The organism is Photorhabdus sp. HUG-39 (assembly GCF_963878365.1).
GTDB lineage: Bacteria > Pseudomonadota > Gammaproteobacteria > Enterobacterales > Enterobacteriaceae > Photorhabdus > Photorhabdus kayaii.
Genome location: NZ_CAWNWY010000021.1, coordinates 1 through 17,188 on the forward strand (window position 1 = coordinate 1; position 17,188 = coordinate 17,188).

The following is a 17,188-nucleotide window of genomic DNA, read 5'->3' on the forward strand; positions in this document are numbered from 1 at the left end:
CCGTACTGAGGTACTGTCTCGGTGCTGCTCGCTTGCCTTCGCGTTATCCTGCCAAAATAACGTTACTAAATTAATTCGTAATGAATTAACTGTTGTTCACTCTTCAAGACTTTAAAACGTATTTTTTGTGATACGGTCTTGTGAGTGCCCACACAGATTGTCTGATTAATTGTTAAAGAGCAGGCTGAAATAAAACGTGATATTCTCGTTCAGCCGGGCTGCGTATACTACGCCTTTCGCCCGCAGAGTCAAGCGCTTATTAGCTTTTTCTCTGCCCGACCTCACAATGTTTATCAGCGTTGTGTCGGTCAGTGGTGGCGCATTATAGGGCGTTCTTTGGCGCTGGCAATAATTATTTTGAAAAAAGTTAACGACCGATGATTATTTCATCAAATTTAACTTAAGTTATCAATTTTTCTAGTTTTGAAAATCCATACTCCTGCAAAACGGGGATTAATGCATCAGTATCAGCATTCACTTTCATACAATAAGCAAGACTATCTGCTGAAGTGCAAACAAGATTATTCTGATGTTTAACCAACCAAGCCGTTCTTCGAGCAATAGCAACACCAGAATCAATTAAACGCGTGCCATCAGGTAATATCTGAACTAATTCTTCTGCTAATAGTGGAAAATGGGTACAACCCAATACCACTGTATCAGGTGGTTTTTTCATTCTAAGCCACGGTTTCAGTATCTTTTTTAAAATATCGGAAGAAACCTTACCACCATGCAGTTTAATTTCAGCTAATTCTACTAATTCAGAAGAACCTATAGATTCAATCCTGCAACCTGTCGCAAACTTTTCGATAAGTTCTTTTGTATAGGAACGATTAACTGTTGCTCTAGTCGCCAATAATCCAACGACACCATTACGAGTTAACTTTGCAGCAGGTTTTATCGCTGGAACCACACCAACAACCGGAAAGCTGAACCGCTCACGTAGAGCTGGCAAGCTGACTGTACTGGCAGTGTTACATGCAATAACCACTATTGTCAGAAGGTGTTTTTGCTGAACAGCACCAACAATTTGAACGACTCGTTCAACAATAAACTCTTCCGATTTTTCACCATAAGGGAATGCTTCGTTATCAAAAACATATATATAATGGAGATCTGGTAATAATTGTCGGATCTCTTGGTAAATAGATAAGCCGCCTACCCCAGAATCAAACACTAAAACTGTTGGGCGTGCGGCTTTATTTAAATCAGAAGTTATAGCTCCCAGTGAGGTAGTATTCACGTCCTGGAATGCGATAGCCATAAACTGTCTCGTAATCTTTATCAAGCAGGTTGGCTATTCTAGCACGAATTGTCAGATAAGAAGTGATTGGATATGAAACTGTTAAATCCCAAAAGCTGACGCCACCTAATTTCACACTCTTAGCCGGGAATGTACTGAAATCCTTGTCATAACGCCGCCCTAGATATTGATAAGTTAACCCCCAATCAAAATCATATAACTGCCAGTCAAGTTGATATTTCACTTGCTGCTTCGCACGACGAACTAAAATTTCATTAGTTTCACTATTACGGGGGTCAATATACTGTATTGTCAATTGATGCTGAAATATGCCAGTGTCTATTAAGCTAGTCCACTCAACACCTTTAATTTTTGCTTTACCAATATTGTAGTAGCGACTATTTGCATAATCGATCAATTGCTCAATCTCATTGCGATATACAGTCAGACGCCAATTTAGCTGGCCTGTGACGCCTTCAATACCGCCTTCCCATTGTTTACTTTCTTCCGGCTTCAAATCATGATTACCACCAAAACCATACATCTGGCTAAGCGTTGGAGCCTTAAATGCCGTACCATAAGAAGCGATCAAGCGATAATCTTTAATAAACTCCCAACCTAAACTGGCTTGCCATGTAGTATTCCAGCCAGCTTCTGAATGTTTATCTGAACGAATTGCACCTTCTAAAATAAAATCTTTCAGCTGTTGCTGTGCTGTCAGATACATTCCTGTATTACGTACTGTTTTACTCTTCGGAATATAACTGGTTCCAGCTTCTATCGATTGTTCTTGGAAATCCACACCGGTACTGACCATGCCCTGATATAGCTGAAAAGTATTCCCCCATTGCAAGTTATATTGTTCAGAATCATTAAGGCTAGCAGACTTATCATAGCGTCCATATTGAGGATCAAAGTTATAATCTTTTGTATGACTATAACTGGTAATTAACTGGGATGAGTAGATCCCTTGGTTAAATCTGACTCCCATGTCATAGTGGCGACTATAAAGTTCACGAGTATCAGGTCTGGCATATGGATAGCTCCAATTAATATCCGCATCATAAGATGTTCTATTGTTATAGCCATAAGCTCGAACAAATCCACTGACTTGCTCATTAAATTTTTGATCGACTCCCAACCAAAGCATTTTGCTCATGAAGCCATCACGATCAGGTTGTCTAAAACCACCGGTATTACCATCAGCAACAACATCGTATCCTTTGGTATAAGTATAGTTGGCTGCTGCTGTCAGAACTGTATTTTCAGCTATCGTTTGTTGAGTTGCACCATCATAAGTTTGATAACCATGTGAGCCGATACCTACATTAAGGCTGGTTCCTAGTTTCTCTCTAGTAGTGATGATATTAATAACACCACCAATAGCATCAGAACCATAAACAGCGGAACGTGGCCCACGGATATATTCAATTTTCTGAACCAATGATACAGGTATTTGGCTTAAATCAGAGGAGCCACTGATGCCCGCTTGATTCAAACGTATTCCATCTATCAGTACCAATACATGACTAGCATGAGTACCACGTATAAACAAAGAGCTTAACTGCCCAATACCTCCATGCCGCGCAATATCAACACCGGGTAGACGACGCAAAATATCGGCTACACTATTTGACTGCCAACGATCAATTTCATCCCGTGTTACAACAGTATAAGCAGCCAGTATGCTTGATACCGGCTGTTTAAAACGACTCGCCGTCACAACCAATGAATCCTGCGACTCCACCGCAACAGAGGCTTGATTCCAACCAGAAATTACCATGATTGAAACAGTGGATAATAATAACCGCTTTTTATTTATCATGAGAGAAAACATCCCACAATTTATTGTTAGAAGGACACGCTACGATGAAGCGTTGAACCTATTCATAATAGTAAGCATAGACAGGATCGTGTATGAGTAATAAGAAAACTGGACATTCTTTGCTCTTCCCCTACAATTTTGCACGAAAATTTTTCTTACTACAGATATAAGAGAACAAACATAATGCAAAATCTCCTGCCAACGGAAAGCTATGAACAGCAACTGACGGAGAAAGTCAGCCGTTTAAAAAACATGATGGCGCCTTTCCAACCCCCGGGGCCAGAGGTTTTCCGCTCACCGCTATCTCATTACAGAATGCGAGCAGAATTTCGAATCTGGCATGAGCAGGATGATTTGTACCATATTATGTTCGATCAACAGACGAAACAGCGTATTCGCCTTGTTCAATTCCCTGTCGCCAGTAAGTTAATCAACAAAATGATGGTAGTATTAATTGACTCCATTAGATCTGAACAGATCTTGCGTCATAAGCTATTTCAAATTGATTATCTGTCTACTTGCAGTAATAAAATCCTTGTTTCTCTGCTTTATCACAAAAAATTGGGTGATGAATGGACACAACAGGCATTAAGACTGCGTGAAGCGTTAAGAAATAAAGGATTTGACGTTGAGTTAATTGGCAGAGCCGCTAAAACCAAAATCACATTGGATCATGACTATATTGATGAGGTTTTACCTGTTGCAGGCCGAAAAATGATTTATCGCCAAGTGGAAAACAGCTTCACCCAACCAAATGCTAGCGTCAATATTCATATGCTTGAATGGGCAATTAATATTACCAAAGATTCAAAAGGTGATTTACTTGAGCTCTATTGTGGTAATGGCAATTTCTCTCTGGCATTAGCTCAAAATTTTGAACGAGTATTGGCAACAGAAATTGCCAAGCCATCCGTTGCTGCCGCTCAATACAACATTGCAGCCAACGGTATTGATAATGTACAAATTATCCGAATGTCAGCAGAGGAGTTCACCCAAGCAATGAATGGTGAACGCGAATTTAATCGCCTTCAGGGAATCAATTTAAAAAGCTATCAATGTGAGACTATCTTTGTCGATCCGCCACGTAGCGGCCTTGATGAAAAAACGCTTGAGATGGTCCAAACATATCCACGGATTCTTTATATTTCCTGTAACCCGGAAACCCTTTGCCATAATCTGGAAACATTAACCCAAACGCATAAAATTAGCCATCTGGCTCTGTTTGATCAGTTTCCTTATACTCATCATATGGAATGCGGCGTGCTTCTGGAAAAATTAAACTGATACTTGACGAACATATAAAACAAAAACGCCGGCAGATAGATCTCTCCGGCGTTTTTCATCAATTAATGGCAATTTTCTGTAATTGCTTTGTTTTTACGAATTTTTACCTTTCTGTAAATCCAAAATACCAGTACGGTACCCATTACTGCGGGCAGAAAATTAGAGCCAATTTCAGGGTATTCAACTCTGATAATCGCACTATAACTAAATAATCCTAAGAGGAAACAGGCGACAACCAACTTAGGCATCCCATCTGGCATTGAGTAATTCAAATAGCGCTGGTGGATACAATAAATTGATAAAATCAATGTTATCAATGGGAAAACTGAAAAAGAAACAACTGAGCTAAAAACTGCTGAAAACGTTCCATTCGTTGCTAATCCGACAATAAAAGCGAGTAACAATGTACTTTTGTCCTGGCGATATTGTTCCATCATTTCGTTCTCCTCCTTCATAGTTATTTAAGTTTAGGGTTCGGTGGGTTCATTTCTTTGCGATACCAATAATATGCACCTTTAGCAATCATCCGTAGCTGCAAGACTAAACGTTCTTCTAAACGCTGTCTTTTCTCCAAATCAATATCCAGTGCTTCTGCACCTGCACTGAATACTATTGTTACCATTGCCTCTGCCTGCACTTCAGTAAAATGCCTCGGCATACAGCTTTCCTGTTCTAAATAGTCTGCCAGCTCAGCAATAAAATGTTGTATTTCCCGTGCGACAGCGGCACGAAATTCAGCAGAAGTCCCTGAACGTTCACGTAATAATAATCGGAATGCATTTGGGTTATTACCGATAAATTCCATAAAAGTTGAAACAGACGTACGGATGACACTGCCACCTTTAGCAATACGTTGCCGGGCTTGCCTCATTAACTGACGTAACATCAAACCACTTTCATCCACCATAGTGAGCCCAAGCTCATCAACATCGCGGAAATGACGATAAAATGAAGTAGGTGCAATACCTGCTTCACGGGCGACTTCACGCAAGCTAAGGCTGGTAAAACTCCTTTCGGCACTCAACTGGCTGAAAGCAGCTTCAATCAGTGAACGACGAGTTTTTTCTTTCTGTTTCGCTCTGATGCCGATAATGTTACTCACACGAATCCTGACTCTTTATCTGAACTACATGTTAGGAAATATACCAAATTTTAACGCGTTTGCCGTAATGATATGCTTGTCATGTCATTTATAATGATCCATGTCATTTTCTCAGCGCATTTTCTTATTAGATATTAAGATGATAAAAGTGACTACGCGTAGTCAGAAAATCATTAAGGGAGCATTCCCCCTTTGTTAATTCGATCGTTAGATAATTATTTTTTTTCCAAAAACTTCATGGTATTAGCATAGCGAGTAAAACTATGTTCAATTCACCCTAAACGATGACATAAACTCCTTATGAGGATTGGGTTATTAAGTCAACCGATGTTAATATAGCGTTGTAATTTTGTGTAAAAACAGGTATTTCCTCTATGCAACATATTCATTTTGACGCCATTGTCATTGGTTCTGGTCCCGGTGGAGAAGGAGCAGCAATGGGATTGGTGAAACAGGGTAAAAGCGTTGCTGTTATTGAACGCTATAATAATGTCGGCGGTGGTTGTACTCATTGGGGTACCATCCCGTCGAAAGCCCTCCGCCACGCCGTCAGTCGTATTATTGAATTTAACCAAAACCCTCTGTACAGTGATAATTCCCGCATTCTTCGCTCTTCATTTGCTGAAATCTTACGCCGTGCTGAAATGGTAATTAATCAGCAAACTAGAATGCGTCAAGGATTTTACGAACGTAATGGGTGTCGTATGTTTTCCGGGGAAGCAACATTCATTGATGACCACCGGGTGAGTGTGCGCTATGCCGACGATAACCACGATATTTTAAGCGCAGATAAAATTATTATCGCAACGGGTTCTCGCCCATATTGTCCGCCAGATGTCGATTTCACTCATTCCCGTATTTATAACAGCGATTCCATTCTGAAACTGGATCATGAACCACGGCATGTCATTATTTACGGTGCCGGAGTGATTGGTTGCGAATATGCTTCAATCTTCCGTGGATTAGGCGTAAAAGTTGATTTGATTAACACGCGTAATCACTTACTCGCTTTCCTTGATCAAGAGATGTCAGATGCACTTTCTTACCATTTCTGGAATAGCGGTATAGTGATCCGCCACAATGAAGAATATTCTAAAATTGAAGGTGTTGATGATGGTGTTATCGTTCACCTTAAATCCGGTAAAAAAGTCAAAGCTGACTGTCTGCTTTATGCTAATGGTCGAACAGGTAATACGGATACTTTAGGACTAAAAAACGTTGGTCTAGAAGCAGATAGCCGCGGTTTACTGAAAGTTAATAAGATCTATCAAACTAGCAACGAAAATATTTACGCTGTAGGAGATGTTATCGGCTATCCAAGCCTGGCCTCAGCTGCTTATGATCAAGGTCGAATTGCCGCCCAAGCGATGACGAAAGGAAACGCCGAAGTTCATCTGATTGAAGATATTCCAACGGGTATCTATACCATTCCTGAAATTAGCTCTGTAGGTAAAACCGAACAACAATTAACAGCAATGAAAGTGCCTTATGAAGTTGGACGCGCGCAATTTAAACATCTTGCGCGCGCGCAAATTGCGGGGATGAACGTAGGAAGTTTGAAAATACTGTTCCACCGGGAAACAAAAGAGATTCTTGGCATTCATTGTTTCGGGGAACGTGCGGCTGAAATTATTCATATCGGCCAAGCGATTATGGAACAGAAAGGTGAAAGTAATACTATCGAATATTTCGTCAATACTACTTTCAACTATCCAACTATGGCTGAAGCCTATCGTGTCGCGGCTTTAAACGGGCTTAACCGGCTATTTTGATTGCCCGTAATAAGTGCCCATTTTAGCTCTAATAGCCTCTGCTAGTTGCTCATAGCGACCACGCAGAGGTGAACCAGGACGATAAATCAAAACAACAGACCGCTTAGGTTCAGGGCTGCTACACTCCAGATAACAGACGCCATCACGTTTTTTCTCTTGTGGCACTGCCAGATCAGGCAATAAGGTTATTCCACTACCGGCAGCAACCATATTACGCAGGGTTTCCAAACTGGTTGCACGAAAATGGGTATCTTCCTTCGCGCCCGCCTGAAAACAGAACCCCATTGCCTGATCACGCAAGCAATGACCATCTTCTAACATCAACAATTTTTCACCTGCCAATTCATCCATAGCGATTTTTTTACGCTCTGCCCAAGGATGACCATCATAGATAGCTAGTTTCATGGGTTCTTCAAACAATGGCACTTCAATGAAAGCTCTTGTCTCCTTAACCATTGCCAGAATCGCACAGTCCAATTTTCCACTATCCAACTGGGCTAACAGACTTTGAGTCTGGGCTTCATATAGATACATTTCCAACTTAGGAAACAAACTATGAAGCCCAGGGATAATATGAGGCAACAGATATGGACCAACCGTCGGGATCAAACCAATATGCAGAGGACCAGACATGTTTTCCCCTTGAAGTGACGCCATTTCCTGCAAAATCCTCACCTCGCGGAGAACTGTTCTGGCTTGTTCTACTAATAACATCCCTTGTTGCGTGAACAAAACTTTACGGCTGGTGCGCTCCAATAACATGACACCCAGATCATCCTCAAGCTTACGAATTTGCCCGCTTAACGTAGGCTGGCTAACGTGGCAAGAATCAGCAGCATGGCGGAAGTGCCGATGCTCCGCAAGCGCCACAAGATATTCCAGATCGCGGATATTCATTCCCACCTCAACATATTTAATATAAATGATAGAAACTACCAATAGATAATTATATCAATGTGAGGAAAAGACTATCAGATAATCCTTAAGAACTTATATATAAAGCTCTCATTTATTTTATAGGGGATAAATTAATCCCCCTACTATTATGATGACTAACTTAATTTTAGCCTCTGTTTAGCCTCTGCAATCGCTTTCATAACCTGTTTTTGCGACACTCCCCCCTTTGCAAGGCGTTTGTCCAGACAAGATTGCAAAGACAAAATATCATATACATCTTCACTAATTGCACTACTGAACTTCTGCAACTCTGCCAATGACAACGCTTCCAATGCCTGCCCCTGGGCAAGCGCCATAATCACAATTTCCCCAACAATATGGTGAGCTTCTCGGAATGGAACACCTTTTGCAACCAAATAATCAGCTAATTCGGTCGCGTTAGCATAGCCCTGTTTAGCTGCTTCCGCACAACGTGAACGCCTGACCTGAATACCATCTAACACCAACGCGGACATATGTAAACAATCCAGCCAAGTATCCAGCGCATCGAATAGCCCTTCTTTATCCTCCTGCATATCTTTATTGTAGGCTAGCGGCAAACCTTTCAAGGTCATCATCATACCGGTCAATGCCCCCTGCACCCGGCCACATTTCCCACGAATTAACTCCAGTGCATCCGGGTTTTTCTTCTGTGGCATCAGAGAAGAACCGGAAGTGACTCGATCTGACAGTTCAATAAACCCGGCTTCACCGCTATTAAAGAAAATTAGGTCTTCCGCAAAACGGGAAAGATGGATCATACTGATACTGGCATTAGATAGCAGTTCCAATACATGGTCACGATCTGAAACGCTATCCAAACTGTTACGCGTCGCTGAAACAAAACCTAGCCATGATGCTAGTTGTTCGCGGTCAATATCATAAGCGGCTCCAGCCAATGCACCACACCCAAGCGGGCTGGTATCCAGCCGTTTCAAAGTATCCTGTAACCGACTTTCATCTCGGACCAACATTTCTACATATGCCAAGCACCAGTGAGCAAATGTGATAGGCTGCGCTCTTTGCAGATGGGTATAGCCCGGCATCACTGCATCCTGATTATTCTCCGCAGTAATCACCAATGCCTGCTGTAACTCCACAATTGCCTGATGGAGATGTGATATGTATTCTTTACACCAAAGTTTGAGATCTGTTGCCACCTGATCGTTACGGCTACGACCAGTGTGGAGCTTCTTACCCAAATCGCCAACTTTACTGATCAACTGCCCTTCTACCCAACTATGGATATCTTCTGCACCACTTTGCAAGATGGCTTGTGGGTTAGCCTGAACCTCATTCAACAATTCATTTAATGCCAGCTCCAGTCTTTGTTGTTCTTCAACGGTCAGCACACCAACCGTTATCAACGCTTTCGACCATGCAACTGAACCGGTAATGTCCTGTTCCGCCAACCGATAATCAAAGCGAAGTGAATCGTTAAATTGTTTAAACCGTTGATCTGCTTTCTGACTGAAACGCCCGCCCCAGAGTGCCATATTTTCGTTCCTGATTATCTGATGTCTGAGTGATTGATTACCTTTCATAAACAGCAATTTCATTCGCAACATGGAGATAATAGACTCGATAAATCAAATACAAGGATGAATTCACGATCTGGTCATTACCTCCATAACTACGAACGATGAAATTACTCTTTACTATTTAATGCTCGAATGCGCGAAGGGAGAGAATACAGACGGATAAATCCTGCTGCATGGCTGTGATCGTAAACCTCATCTTCACCAAACGTTGCAAACGCTTCAGAATAAAGGCTATTTGTTGATCTTTTCTGGATCGCTGTTACCTGACCTTTATAGAGTTTCAGTACTACTTCACCGCTGACATCCGCAGCCAACGTCTCAGCCGCGGCCTGAATAGATTGACGTAGCGGGGCAAACCAACGTCCGTCATAAACGACATAAGACATTTCTAGCCCAAGCTGCTGACGCCATTTAAAGCTATCACGGTCCAGAACCAGTTGTTCAACACCACGCAACGCAGCCATCATGATGGTTCCTCCCGGCGTCTCATAACAACCACGAGATTTCATTCCCACCAGCCGGTTTTCCACGATATCGATACGGCCGATACCATGTTTTACGCCCAGAATGTTCAGCGCTTCAAGGCATTGATATGGAGACATCACCTTGCCGCTAACCCCAACAACCTCGCCTTTCTCAATAGTGACACTGACCAATTCAGCTTCATCTGGTGCCTCTTCTGGATCGACTGTCCACACCCAACAATCTTTATTAGATGCATTCCAAGTACTTTCCAGTACGCCACCTTCGGTAGAGATATGCCACGCATTCTCATCACGGCTGTAAATTTTCTCCAATGTTGCGGTGGTTGGAATATCTCGCGCTTTCAGATAATCCAGCAACGCTTCACGGGAACGCAAATCCCACTCTCTCCACGGTGCAACTACTTTTAGCTGGGGGGCTAATGCCGTATAAGTGCTTTCAAACCGAACCTGATCGTTACCCTTACCTGTTGCACCATGAGCAAGTGCATCTGCTCCCACTTTCAGTGCCAATTCAACCTGTGCTTTAGCAATAATGGGGCGTGCCATTGAAGTGCCCAACAAATAGCTACCTTCATACAGAGCACCGGTTTTCAGTACCGGATAAACATAATCTTTAATGAATTCCTCACGCAGATCCACAACGTGACATTCTGATGCGCCAGAACGCAAAGCTTTCTGCTCCACGCCTTCCAAATCTTCACGGCTTTGCCCCACATCGGCAACAAACGCAACAACTTCACAGTTGCCATAATGTTCCTTCAGCCAAGGAATAATGGCAGAAGTATCCAGACCACCAGAATAAGCAAGAACGATTTTTTTAATATCTTTAGTATGCATGAAGTTACCCTTTGAAATTCCGTTGTTATTTATCAGCAAAGATTTGCCGAAAATTAATCAAACTTAATTTAAGCCAGAATACGAGTACCGACGGGAACACCGTTAAATAGATCGGTCAGTTGATCTGCATGACGCCAACTGGCGATATCTACCGGACGATCTAATGTTCTAGCTGCATCTAGAGCGGCATTCACCTTCACAATCATGCCGTCAGTAATGATGCCGTGAGCAATAAGTTGTTCTGCTTTCTCAACATTTATGTCAGGGATTCTCTGCCCTTTACCATCCAAAATACCACTAACATCAGAGAGCAATATCAAATCAGCACCTAGTGTCTGAGCTATCGCCGTTGCTGCCTGATCGGCATTCACATTCATCAGCTCCCCTTTATCCGTTACACCAATCGAGCTGATAATAGGCATATAACCCGCATCCAATAACATTTTCAGCAACTTAGCATCGCCCGGCATCGCTTTCCCCACATGCCCCAACTCTTCACTCAGTTGGGAAACCATGACCACATTACCATCTCCTAAATATAATCCAACTGATGCAAGTTGATATTTAGTCGCCCACGACAACAAGGTCTTATTGGCGATACCAGCCAATGCGCCAGTGATAATCCCAATCTGATCAGCGGGTGTTACTCGTAATCCTTGTTCCTTCACTATCGGTAGCTGCAACTTTTCCATCAGCTCATCCACCAGATACCCCCCCCCATGAACAATAACCAACTGGCGTTCGTGTGTTTGCCGATATTCCTGTAATGCAGTAAACACACGTTCCAATGCTTCTTCATTGTCCAGTAACACGCCACCTAACTTTATGACTAAAGGTTCCATCTGCTCTACTCCTTCACGTCAATAATTAAAATAATGCCTGAGTTTCTTCAAACCCAAAACGTATATTCATACACTGAACTGCCTGAGCTGCCGCGCCCTTCAAAAGATTATCCTCAGTACCCACAATAATCAGATGGTCACCCTGTACAACAAAACCGATATCACAGAACGGTAACCCAACAACGGATTTCAATGCTGGCACTCCTTTGCTATAAAGCCTTACCAATGGCTTATCTTTGTATGCTTGACGATACACCTCATCTATCTGTCCTACGGTAACACCCGGCTTCAACTTACAGGTAATTGTGGCAAGAATACCCCGCGCGAAATTGCCAAGATGTGGAGTAAAAACCACTTTGGTTCCCAGATGTTCCTCAATCTCCGGTTGATGACGATGGGTAAATATTCCATAAGGTTGCAAACTGATTTCGCAGAAACTGTTGGTCATGCTGGCTTTCCGGCCTGCTCCACTTACACCACTAGTAGCATTAATCACCGGCCAATGGCTGGTATCCAGCAAACTATTTTCCAACAACGGTTTTAGGGAGAGTTGAGAAACTGTTGGGTAACATCCCGGTACAGCAACTAATTGGGCCTGTTTGATTTTTTCAGCCTGCCATTCGGCAAGTCCATATACTGCTTGTGCTAACCATTCAGTATGCTTATGTTTGAATCCGTAGTATTGTTGATAAATCTGAGCATTTTGTACGCGGTAGGCACCGGAGAGATCGAATACAATGCAACCTGCTGCCAGAAATAACGGCGCAATGTCATGACTAACTTCATGGGCGGTGGCAAGGAAAACCACATCAATCCCTTTAGCAGCATTAATAATATCAGTCAGCGGTTGCAGCGGTAGATCAACAATGCCTTTATACTGTGGATGTAAATCTGAGAAGCATTTATCTGCATCAACGCTCTGAGCAGAAACCATGAGTCTAATCAGATTCGTATGCGGATGACGATGCAGATATGCTGCCAGTTCTGCTCCGGTGTAACCACTTGCACCAACAACCAACGTATTCAACATAGGATATCTTTACCTTATGCTCAGTATTCAAACGGGATAATGTATTTTTATTCAAAAAAAATGCATGAATATTGATACTATCATGAATAAAGGCTGTCAACAGTGAATATTAAATTACCTCCATTTATTGAGCTATTTCGGCAATTAATCGCGACGCCATCTATCAGCGCCACCGATGTCAGTATTGACCAAAGTAACGAGTCTCTCATCAACCTATTGGCAAGTTGGCTGAAAGAAATTGGTTTCGAGATTGAGATACAGCCCGTCCCCGAAGCCCTCGGAAAATACAATCTACTAGCAACATTGGGGCGTGGCCTAGGTGGATTACTATTGTGTGGACACACTGATACCGTACCCTTTGACGAAGGGCTCTGGACGAAAGATCCGTTCACCCTGACAGAACGCGATAACAAACTGTACGGTTTAGGTACAGCAGACATGAAAGGCTTTTTCGCCTTTATTATTGATGCGTTGCGGGACATTGATGTCAGTAAAATAACCCGTCCGCTGTACATTCTGGCAACCGCAGATGAAGAGACGACAATGGCGGGAGCCCGCTATTTTGCTGCAAGTACCACTATCCGCCCAGATTTCGCTATTATTGGTGAACCCACTTCATTGCATCCTATCTGTGCACACAAAGGACATTTATCGAACGCTATCCGCATTGTTGGCCAATCCGGGCACTCCAGTGATCCAGACCGTGGTATAAACGCCATTGACTTGATGCACGAATCTATTGGTCACCTGATTGAACTACGCAATACGCTAAAAGAGCGTTACAACAACCCGGCATTTACCATTCCACACCCAACCATGAACTTCGGCTATATTCATGGAGGTGACGCAGTAAACCGTATTTGTGCCCATTGTGAATTGCATATGGATATTCGCCCGTTACCGGGACTAACGTTACAGGATCTGAACGGACTGCTAAATGAAGCACTGGAACCAGTGAAGCAACGCTGGCCTGGCCGCTTAACTATCGATGAATTACATTCCCCTATTCCCGGTTATGAATGCCCAACTGATCACAAGATGGTTGACGTGATTGAGAAACTGCTAGGCCGCAAAGCTGAAACGGTCAACTACTGTACCGAAGCACCATTCATTCAGAAAGTATGCCCAACTTTAGTCCTTGGCCCTGGTTCTATTGAACAGGCACATCAACCGGATGAGTTCATTGATATGTCATTTATTAAACCCACCAGAAAGATAATTTCTCAGTTAATAGATCATTTTTGTCTAAGCAATGATTAATTGCTTTACTCGTCCCCCAAAAGTCAGGGGGACTCAAGCATCATAACAATTAACAAAAGTACTCTTCCCAAGCTTCCTGATACATAAGTAATACTTATAGACCATGACCTACCATTAAATTTTAGAAATTTCGCCCAAACTGATTATTTTCTGATATGAATATGAGGGCTTAGGGTCAATGCAACACTGTGGCGCCACAAAAAATAACTTCCCGCCACTTAAATAAAATTTTTCTACAGGAACAGAATCAACATTCTGCCAGCAATAAAGGCTAAGAGTCACATGAACCAACAATATTCTGCAATGCGTAGTAATGTCAGCATGCTAGGTAAGCTGCTCGGAGACACGATCAAAGAAGCTTTAGGGGAAGATATTCTCGATAAAGTTGAGACTATCCGCAAATTATCCAAATCGTCCCGCGCAGGTAATGAAGCACACCGCCAGCAGCTATTATCTACATTGCAAAACCTATCTAATAATGAATTGCTACCCGTTGCCCGTGCTTTCAATCAATTTCTCAACCTGACAAACGTCGCAGAACAATATCACAGTATCTCCCCGCATGGTGAAGCTGCCAGCAACCCCGTTGCGTTAGCGAAATTATTCACCCGCTTAAAAGAAAAAAATTTCAATAATGACGATCTGAAAAAAGCGGTAAATGAACTGTCTATTGAACTGGTTCTCACCGCTCACCCAACTGAAATCGCTCGTCGTACATTGATCCATAAACTGGTAGCCGTTAACACCTGTCTATCGCAACTCGATCACGATGATCTGGCGGATTATGAGCGTAATAACATTATGCGCCGCCTGCGCCAGTTAATTGCCCAATCATGGCATACCGATGAAATCCGCAAAATCCGTCCTACCCCAATTGATGAAGCGAAGTGGGGGTTTGCTATGGTGGAAAACAGCTTGTGGGAGGCTGTGCCAGCATTCCTGCGTGAATTCAATGAACAACTGGAAGAGTCAATTGATTACAGCCTGCCAGTTGAAGCGGTACCTGTCCGCTTTACTTCCTGGATGGGCGGCGACCGAGACGGCAACCCGAATGTCACCTCTGAAGTCACTCGTCATGTATTACTGCTTAGCCGCTGGAAAGCAGCCGATCTATTCCTAAAAGACATTCAGGTTCTGGTTTCTGAGCTATCCATGTCTGAATGTACACCAGAAGTTCGTAAATTAGCAGGTGGTGATGAAATTCTAGAACCTTACCGAGAAATTGCTAAAAAGTTGCGGACACAACTCAGCAATACATTGACCTATTTGGAGAAACAACTGAAAGGAGAACAAGTTCTGCCACCAACTGATTTGCTGGTGGATAACGAACAGCTTTGGCAACCACTTTACGCCTGTTATCAGTCACTAAAAACCTGCGGGATGGAAATCATCGCCAACGGTCAATTATTAGATATCTTACGCCGTATCCGTTGTTTCGGCTTATCGCTGGTACGTATTGATGTACGCCAAGAAAGCACTCGCCATACAACTGCCGTTTCTGAACTGACGCAATACCTAGAATTAGGTGACTACGCCAGTTGGTCAGAAGAAGAAAAACAGGCTTTCCTACTGTATGAACTGCACTCCAAACGTCCATTGATCCCACATAACTGGCAACCAAGCGCTGAAACGCAAGAGGTTTTCGCAACCTGTAAAGTCATTGCCGAGTCACCTCAAGACGCTATCGCCGCTTACGTTATCTCAATGGCTAAAGTACCTTCTGATGTATTAGCGGTTCACTTGCTACTGACAGAAGCCGGTTGTCCGTTCACTTTACCCGTTGCCCCATTGTTCGAAACCCTTGATGACCTGAATAATGCCGAAAATGTCATTCAGCAATTAATGAATATTAAATGGTATCGCACTCTGATTCAGGACAAACAGATGGTGATGATTGGCTACTCTGACTCGGCAAAAGATGCCGGGGTGATGGCTGCGGGATGGGCGCAATACCGCGCACAAGATGCACTAATCAAAGCTTGTGAAAAAGAAGGCGTCACGCTGACCTTGTTCCACGGTCGCGGCGGTACCATTGGCCGTGGCGGCGCACCAGCACATGCTGCTCTGCTTTCCCAACCACCGGGAAGCCTGAAAGGTGGCCTGCGCGTGACTGAACAGGGTGAAATGATCCGCTTTAAATTCGGTCTGCCACAGGTCACTATCAGTAGCTTAGCCTTATATGCCAGTGCGATTCTGGAAGCAAACCTCCTACCACCGCCGGAGCCTAAACCAGAATGGCATCAGGTGATGGATACCCTGTCTGATATTTCCTGCAAGATGTATCGCGATTATGTACGTGAACAGCCCGATTTTGTACCTTATTTCCGTGCGGCAACACCAGAACAGGAATTAGCTAAACTGCCTTTAGGTTCTCGTCCAGCCAAACGTCATCCGGCGGGTGGAGTAGAAAGTTTACGCGCTATCCCGTGGATTTTCGCCTGGACACAGAATCGCCTAATGTTGCCAGCCTGGTTAGGTGCAGGCACCGCGCTACAACAAGTTATAAATGATGGGAAACAGGATGTATTAGCAGAAATGTGCCGTGATTGGCCTTTTTTTACCACTCGGATTGGTATGTTGGAAATGGTCTTCGCCAAAGCTGATTTGTGGCTAGCGGAATATTATGATCATCGTCTGGTAGATAAGAACTTATGGCCGTTAGGTCAGAAACTGCGCGAGCAACTTTCCGCAGATATTAAGACGGTATTAACCATTTCTAAAGATGAACACCTGATGGCAGATCTACCATGGATTGCAGAATCAATCGCCCTACGTAATGTTTACACTGATCCACTCAACGTCTTACAGGCAGAACTATTACTGCGTTCCCGTCAGCAGCAACATCCCGATCCTCAGGTTGAACAAGCGTTGATGGTCACCATTGCCGGTATCGCAGCAGGAATGCGAAATACAGGTTAGTTGCTGTCAGGAGGAAACAACCTCCACGCGATTATAGTGACACTATTGAGCACAGTACTGGAATCTTTCCCAAACAACCCAGCACAAAATGTGCTCAATAGACAACGAAAAA

The 17,188-nt window shown here is 43.2% G+C and carries 13 protein-coding genes; 4 read left to right on the plus strand and 9 right to left on the minus strand.

What is annotated here, in order from left to right:
- Positions 1–400: 400 nt before the first annotated feature.
- Positions 401–1,264 carry a glutamate racemase gene (murI, locus tag AAC155_RS14225; RefSeq protein WP_112878932.1) on the minus strand — a complete coding sequence of 288 codons (864 nt, stop codon included), beginning with the start codon at positions 1,262–1,264 and terminating at the stop codon, positions 401–403.
- Positions 1,209–3,068: a TonB-dependent vitamin B12 receptor BtuB gene (gene btuB / locus AAC155_RS14230; protein ID WP_113042951.1), complete on the minus strand. Its 1,860-nt coding sequence runs from the start codon at positions 3,066–3,068 to the stop codon at positions 1,209–1,211. Before btuB ends, murI begins: the two co-directional genes overlap by 56 nt.
- A gap of 183 nt (positions 3,069–3,251) precedes the next feature.
- Here btuB and trmA point away from each other — a divergent pair, with 183 nt between their 5' ends.
- Positions 3,252–4,352, plus strand: coding sequence for a tRNA (uridine(54)-C5)-methyltransferase TrmA (gene trmA, locus AAC155_RS14235; protein WP_223121506.1), 1,101 nt, complete (start codon positions 3,252–3,254; stop codon positions 4,350–4,352).
- 62 nt (positions 4,353–4,414) lie between these two features.
- Here the strand turns inward: trmA and AAC155_RS14240 are convergent, their stop codons facing one another.
- Positions 4,415–4,786 carry a YijD family membrane protein gene (locus AAC155_RS14240; protein WP_113043069.1) on the minus strand — a complete coding sequence of 124 codons (372 nt, stop codon included), beginning with the start codon at positions 4,784–4,786 and terminating at the stop codon, positions 4,415–4,417.
- 23 nt (positions 4,787–4,809) lie between these two features.
- Positions 4,810–5,454 carry an HTH-type transcriptional repressor FabR gene (fabR, locus tag AAC155_RS14245; RefSeq protein WP_011148806.1) on the minus strand — a complete coding sequence of 215 codons (645 nt, stop codon included), beginning with the start codon at positions 5,452–5,454 and terminating at the stop codon, positions 4,810–4,812.
- Between the two features lie 374 nt (positions 5,455–5,828).
- On the opposite strand from fabR, the gene sthA reads away from it, so the two are divergent.
- Positions 5,829–7,226 (plus strand): Si-specific NAD(P)(+) transhydrogenase, encoded by a 1,398-nt coding sequence (gene sthA / locus AAC155_RS14250; RefSeq protein WP_113042952.1) that lies wholly within the window; start codon positions 5,829–5,831, stop codon positions 7,224–7,226.
- Here the strand turns inward: sthA and oxyR are convergent.
- The 5 genes from oxyR to argC all read right to left on the minus strand — a co-directional run bounded on the left by oxyR (position 7,218) and on the right by argC (position 12,897).
- Entirely contained in the window at positions 7,218–8,123 is a 906-nt protein-coding gene (oxyR, locus tag AAC155_RS14255) for a DNA-binding transcriptional regulator OxyR (protein WP_113042954.1), read from the minus strand. The two genes, sthA and oxyR, sit on opposite strands and share 9 nt — an antisense overlap.
- Before the next feature lie 155 nt (positions 8,124–8,278).
- Complete coding sequence (argH, locus tag AAC155_RS14260) at positions 8,279–9,658, minus strand: argininosuccinate lyase (protein ID WP_113042956.1); 1,380 nt, start codon at positions 9,656–9,658, stop codon at positions 8,279–8,281.
- Positions 9,659–9,810: 152 nt separating this feature from the next.
- A complete protein-coding gene (locus AAC155_RS14265; RefSeq protein WP_113042958.1) occupies positions 9,811–11,025 on the minus strand; it encodes an argininosuccinate synthase in 1,215 nt (404 codons plus the stop codon).
- A gap of 68 nt (positions 11,026–11,093) precedes the next feature.
- Complete coding sequence (argB, locus tag AAC155_RS14270) at positions 11,094–11,867, minus strand: acetylglutamate kinase (RefSeq protein WP_113042960.1); 774 nt, start codon at positions 11,865–11,867, stop codon at positions 11,094–11,096.
- Positions 11,868–11,892: 25 nt separating this feature from the next.
- On the minus strand, positions 11,893–12,897 hold the full coding sequence (gene argC / locus AAC155_RS14275) for an N-acetyl-gamma-glutamyl-phosphate reductase (RefSeq protein ID WP_113042962.1): 1,005 nt from the start codon (positions 12,895–12,897) through the stop codon (positions 11,893–11,895).
- Positions 12,898–12,999: 102 nt separating this feature from the next.
- Here argC and argE point away from each other — a divergent pair, with 102 nt between their 5' ends.
- Together argE and ppc are read left to right on the plus strand one after the other, a co-directional pair.
- Entirely contained in the window at positions 13,000–14,157 is a 1,158-nt protein-coding gene (argE, locus tag AAC155_RS14280; protein ID WP_113042964.1) for an acetylornithine deacetylase, read from the plus strand.
- A gap of 282 nt (positions 14,158–14,439) precedes the next feature.
- A complete protein-coding gene (gene ppc / locus AAC155_RS14285; RefSeq protein WP_113042966.1) occupies positions 14,440–17,076 on the plus strand; it encodes a phosphoenolpyruvate carboxylase in 2,637 nt (878 codons plus the stop codon).
- Positions 17,077–17,188 lie beyond the last annotated feature (112 nt).

Excerpts from the sequence above, each read along its gene's own strand:
- argC (WP_113042962.1), bottom strand. The coding sequence starts at position 12,897 with ATGTTGAATACGTTGGTTGTTGGTGCAAGTGGTTACACCGGAGCAGAA.
- argH (WP_113042956.1), bottom strand. The coding sequence starts at position 9,658 with ATGGCACTCTGGGGCGGGCGTTTCAGTCAGAAAGCAGATCAACGGTTT.
- trmA (WP_223121506.1), top strand. The coding sequence starts at position 3,252 with ATGCAAAATCTCCTGCCAACGGAAAGCTATGAACAGCAACTGACGGAG.
- argB (WP_113042960.1), bottom strand. The coding sequence starts at position 11,867 with ATGGAACCTTTAGTCATAAAGTTAGGTGGCGTGTTACTGGACAATGAA.
- sthA (WP_113042952.1), top strand. The coding sequence starts at position 5,829 with ATGCAACATATTCATTTTGACGCCATTGTCATTGGTTCTGGTCCCGGT.
- AAC155_RS14240 (WP_113043069.1), bottom strand. The coding sequence starts at position 4,786 with ATGGAACAATATCGCCAGGACAAAAGTACATTGTTACTCGCTTTTATT.
- btuB (WP_113042951.1), bottom strand. The coding sequence starts at position 3,068 with ATGATAAATAAAAAGCGGTTATTATTATCCACTGTTTCAATCATGGTA.
- ppc (WP_113042966.1), top strand. The coding sequence starts at position 14,440 with ATGAACCAACAATATTCTGCAATGCGTAGTAATGTCAGCATGCTAGGT.
- murI (WP_112878932.1), bottom strand. The coding sequence starts at position 1,264 with ATGGCTATCGCATTCCAGGACGTGAATACTACCTCACTGGGAGCTATA.
- AAC155_RS14265 (WP_113042958.1), bottom strand. The coding sequence starts at position 11,025 with ATGCATACTAAAGATATTAAAAAAATCGTTCTTGCTTATTCTGGTGGT.
- oxyR (WP_113042954.1), bottom strand. The coding sequence starts at position 8,123 with ATGAATATCCGCGATCTGGAATATCTTGTGGCGCTTGCGGAGCATCGG.